Source organism: Roseiarcus sp., assembly GCF_049514155.1.
Taxonomy (GTDB): Bacteria; Pseudomonadota; Alphaproteobacteria; order Rhizobiales; family Beijerinckiaceae; genus Roseiarcus.
This window is the reverse complement of record NZ_JBEKVH010000237.1, coordinates 1-4,285: the sequence shown is the minus strand read 5'-3', so window position 1 is coordinate 4,285 and position 4,285 is coordinate 1. Positions and strand designations below refer to the sequence as shown.

The window sequence follows — 4,285 nt, the reverse complement described above, 5'->3', positions numbered from 1 at the left end:
CGCTACGGCGGCGAAATGAAGAAGTCGGTGTTCAGCTATCTCAACTTCATCTTGCCCGACTCCAACGTGCTGCCGATGCATTGCTCCGCCAATTTCGGCGGGCCCGACGACGTCGCGATCTTCTTCGGCCTATCCGGCACCGGCAAAACGACTCTGTCAGCCGACCCCAACCGCACCCTGATCGGCGACGACGAGCATGGTTGGAGTCGCGAAGGGATCTTCAACTTCGAGGGCGGTTGCTACGCGAAGGCGATCCGCCTGTCGCGCGAAGCGGAGCCGGACATCTACGCCGCCAGCGAGCGCTTCGGCGCGGTCATGGAGAATGTCGTACTCGACCCGCACACCCGCGCGCCCGACTTCGACGACGACTCCCTGACTGAGAATACGCGCATCGCCTATCCGATCGATTTCAACGCCAACGCATCGACGTCGGGACGCGCCGGCCAACCGCGCAACGTCGTCATGCTCGCCTGCGACGCCTTCGGCGTGCTGCCGCCGATCGCCAAGCTCGACGCCAATCAGGCGATGTATCATTTTCTCTCCGGCTACACCGCGAAAGTCGCGGGAACCGAACGCGGCGTGTTCGAGCCGCAGGCGACCTTCTCGACCTGCTTCGGCGCGCCGTTCATGCCCCGCCATCCGATCGTCTACGGCAATCTGCTGCGCGAGTTGATCGACAACGGCGGCGTCAATTGCTGGTTGGTCAACACCGGCTGGAGCGGCGGTCCGTGCGGCGTCGGCGCGCGCATGCCGATCCGCGTGTCGCGTCGCTTGCTCACCGCCGCGCTCGACGGTTCGCTCGTGCAATCCGAGTTCCGCACAGATCGCTACTTCGGCCTCGCCGTGCCGACCTTCGTCCCCGGCGTCGATTCGGCGTTGCTCGATCCAGTGCGGACGTGGCGCGACAAGCGAGCGTTCGCCGCAACGGCGGAACGTCTGGTCTACATGTTCCATGACAATTTCCAGCAATACGCCGCGCGGGTCGACGAGGCCGTGCTGGAAGCCGGTCCTGATCGGTGCGCTCTGACGGAGTGAGGTCGCGAAACCGGCGCGCGGTTCAGCCGCGCGCCGCCCGCGCCAGGCGTTCGATCGCCAGGTCGAAATAGCCCTCCGCGTCGATCGAGCGCAGCACTTTGGCGTTGGCCGGCCTGTCGGTCACGCTCCACCAGTCGACGATCGTCATCCCGCGCGTCATTTCGTCGCAGCTGATTTCGACCGCGACGTCGCGCCCGTCGAACAGCTCGGGGCGCAGCAGATAGGCGACGACGGTCGGGTCGTGCAACGGGCCGCCGTCAGTCCCGTATTTGTTCTCGTCGAAGCGCTTGTTGGCGGTCAGCAGATGGAAGAACGCCTCCATATGCGGCTTGCCGACGGCGCACAGGCGCCTGAGCCGCGCCTTGGTCGTCAGCGCCTGATGGGTGCAGTCGAGCGGGATCATCACGATCGGCGCGCCGCAGGCGAAGACGCGCCGCGCCGCCTCCGGATCGACGTAGATGTTGTATTCGGCGCAGGGGCTGACGTTGCCGCCTTCGGAGAAGGCGCCGCCCATCAGCACGATGCGCTCGAGCCGTCGCGCCAGCCGCGGCTCGCGGGCGAGCGCCAGCGCGAGATTGGTCAGCGGCGCGAGGCAGCACATCGTCACCGTGCGTTCGGGCCGCGCCATGACGAGGTCGACGATCGCGTCGGGCGCGAAGCCTGCGGCGGCCTTCAACGTCGGCTCAGGCAGGTCGTAGCCTTCAAAGCCGTTTTCGCCGTGAACGTACTCGGCGGTCTCGAGGACACGGCTGAGCGGGCCGCTTGCGCCGGCGTAGACCGGCGTGTCGCCGCGGCCGGTGAGTTCGAGCGCCTTCAGGGCGTTCTTGGTGGTCAAGACGAGCGGCGCATTGCCGCCGACGGTGGTGATCGCCAGCAGGTCGAGTTCGTCGGGCGAGCCGAGCGCCATCAGGAAGGCGACGGCGTCGTCGGGCGAGGGATCGGTGTCGATGATGATCGGACGCGCCATGATCGCCTCAAAGAAATCGGCGCGGGCCGGTCGTCCGGCGCCGCGCCGCTTGGGTCGCAGAGAATGGCTTTTTGCGCCGCCGCGCAAGCCGCTAGCGCACGGCGACGAAGGCGATGACCGACCCGCGCGGGACGACCGCCTCGGCGACGCGACGGCCCCAGTTGCCCGAGATGAGACGGATCGAGCCGTCGCGATCGACGCTGGAGACGACGCCGACATGCGACGCCCAGCCGCGACGGCCTCCCAGCACCGCCAGCGCGCCAACCTCAGGCCGCTCGAGCCGTGGGCCATAGGCGAGCGCCGAGGACGCCATGCGGCCGTCGAGCGGCCGATGGCCGGAACGCTCGAGCCACGCCGACACGGCGTCGGCGCACCACGGGCCAGGCTGACCGGTGAACTTGCCCGAGCCGATCCAGCGCGCCGCTTCGGCGACGACGTCGCCGCCGCCGAACGACGCGGGAGCGAACGACAGCGACGGAGGCGGACTGGCGACCGGAGGCAAAGACCCCACCCGATACCGCCTCATCGCGATCGGTTGCCTGCCGGCGTAATGGTTGGCGCGCCCCGACGCGTAGCGAGACGTTCCGGGCCGGCGCTGCGCTGTGCGGCTGGAGCGATAGGGGCGGAGCGACGGCGCTGCTTCCCCGCCGGCCCCCGCTTCGCGCCATTCGGCGAAGACGTTCGGGGTCTGCGCATTCCTGCCGTTGGCGTGAGCCACTTGCGGCGCCAAGAGCCCGGCGGCGAGGAGAACTCCAAGAACGCTAACTTTCAACATGCTGCTCCATTTCAAAGACATGAGGACACAGGCCGCGCCTAACGCAGCGTATGCCTTCCTCGTCGGTCAGTTTTTTTGATTAGACCTTTGCCGCCAGGCAGTCGTTCGATTCGTCAACGAGCGATGAACGGCGCAGAGGTCCGCTCTATACGAGCCGTCGGCATATTGACTGCGAATGTGTCGATAATGTGAGCCTGCTGAACACGAGGCCGTGGGGACCTACCGTTCGTTTATACGGTACCTATCGTCCGTTATACTGTCGTTTCGTGATGCCAACGCGTAATGCGCGAGGCCGAGCCAGCGATGGCGCAATCCCCCTGGCCAATGTTTGCATTGCGCCGCCGCTCAGCCGGCTTGCGCCTTCGTCGCCGCCGCAAGGAAGGCGCGACGCGAATCCGGCAATTGCAGGCCGCGCGGCGAGAAGAGATCGCGATCGAGAAAGAAGCCCGTCAGCCGAAACGCGTCGGCGATCTCCGCCGGGCCGGGCGCCGGCGTCTCGCCGCCGCGCAGGAACGCCGGCAGCGGCAGCAGCCGGTCGCGCCACTCGGCGCCGGCGGCGGCGCTGATCGCGCGACCGCTCTTGGGCGAGACGTAGATCAGGTCCTCGCGCACGCCGGTCGCCGCGCAGCTGTCGAGGTCGAGCGCGAAACCGCATTCGGCGAGGACGCGCGCCTCGAGACGGGCGACGAGCGCCGGCGCCACCGCGGAATCGTCGAGCCGATCGGCGATCAGCGTCAGTCCCTGATAGAGGGATTCGTGCGCTTCGCGTTCGGGCAGCAGGCGCATCAGCGCGCCGAGCCAGCCGATCCCGGCCAAGCCCAACGCGCTGCCGATCAGCCGCCCGGCCCTCAGCGCCAGCGGTTCGACGGCGTAGACGCCGAGATGTTCGTCGAGCCTCGCGCGCCAAACCAGGCCGAGCGTGTTGCCGGGCTGCAGCGCCGGCCGCAACCGCGACGAACGCCCGCCGCGCACCAGGCCGAGATGACGGCCGTGGCGGCGGGTCATCGTCTCGATGATCGCCGAGGTCTCGCCGTGGCGACGCACGCCGATGACGATGCCTTCGTCGCGCCATTCCATCGCGCCGCTCCCTACGGCCCGGCAAGGTGGCGCGGCGGCGGGATCTTGGAAAGGCGCAACGCGATCACGAGCCCGACGGCGGCGAGGCTGACCAAAAGCGCGACGACGCCGGACCAGCCGTCGCGGGCGAAAAACAACCCGCCCGCCCAGCCGATCAGGCTCGAGCCGATGTAGTAGAAGAACAGATAGAGGGCCGCCGCCTGAGGACGCGCGCCCGGCGCGCGCAAGCCGACCCAGCTTGAGGCGATCGAGTGGGCGCCGAAGAAGCCCCAGGTGATGAGCGCGACGCCGAAGATCACCAATGCGAGATTGTCGGGCAGCGTCGCCGCGACGCCGACGAGTTCGCAGGCGATGGCGATCCACAACACCTTTCGTCGCCCGTAGCGGCCGGCGAGATCGCCCATCACCGTCGAGCTGACCGCGCCGATCAG

At 68.1% G+C, this 4,285-nt stretch carries 5 protein-coding genes; 1 reads left to right on the top strand and 4 read right to left on the bottom strand.

The window, feature by feature from the left end; genetic code table 11:
* Nucleotides 1–1,035 (top strand): phosphoenolpyruvate carboxykinase (ATP) (locus tag ABSF49_RS20575; RefSeq protein WP_424114503.1); only part of this gene is annotated, 1,035 nt, incomplete at its 5' end.
* Nucleotides 1,036–1,057: 22 nt separating this feature from the next.
* Here ABSF49_RS20575 and ABSF49_RS20570 read toward each other — a convergent pair.
* From ABSF49_RS20570 to ABSF49_RS20555, 4 genes are all read right to left on the bottom strand, one after another.
* Entirely contained in the window at nucleotides 1,058–2,002 is a 945-nt protein-coding gene (locus ABSF49_RS20570; protein ID WP_424114502.1) for a nucleoside hydrolase, read from the bottom strand.
* Nucleotides 2,003–2,093: 91 nt separating this feature from the next.
* Entirely contained in the window at nucleotides 2,094–2,777 is a 684-nt protein-coding gene (locus ABSF49_RS20565) for a CHAP domain-containing protein (RefSeq protein ID WP_424114501.1), read from the bottom strand.
* Nucleotides 2,778–3,122: 345 nt separating this feature from the next.
* On the bottom strand, nucleotides 3,123–3,854 hold the full coding sequence (gene recO / locus ABSF49_RS20560; RefSeq protein ID WP_424114500.1) for a DNA repair protein RecO: 732 nt from the start codon (nucleotides 3,852–3,854) through the stop codon (nucleotides 3,123–3,125).
* An 11-nt stretch (nucleotides 3,855–3,865) separates the two neighbouring features.
* The coding region (locus tag ABSF49_RS20555; protein ID WP_424114499.1) for an MFS transporter at nucleotides 3,866–4,285 on the bottom strand (420 nt) is incomplete at its 5' end.

Bases quoted from the DNA above. Each gene is read 5' to 3' on its own strand.
- ABSF49_RS20570 (WP_424114502.1), bottom strand. From the start codon at position 2,002: ATGGCGCGTCCGATCATCATCGACACCGATCCCTCGCCCGACGACGCC.
- ABSF49_RS20565 (WP_424114501.1), bottom strand. From the start codon at position 2,777: ATGTTGAAAGTTAGCGTTCTTGGAGTTCTCCTCGCCGCCGGGCTCTTG.
- recO (WP_424114500.1), bottom strand. From the start codon at position 3,854: ATGGAATGGCGCGACGAAGGCATCGTCATCGGCGTGCGTCGCCACGGC.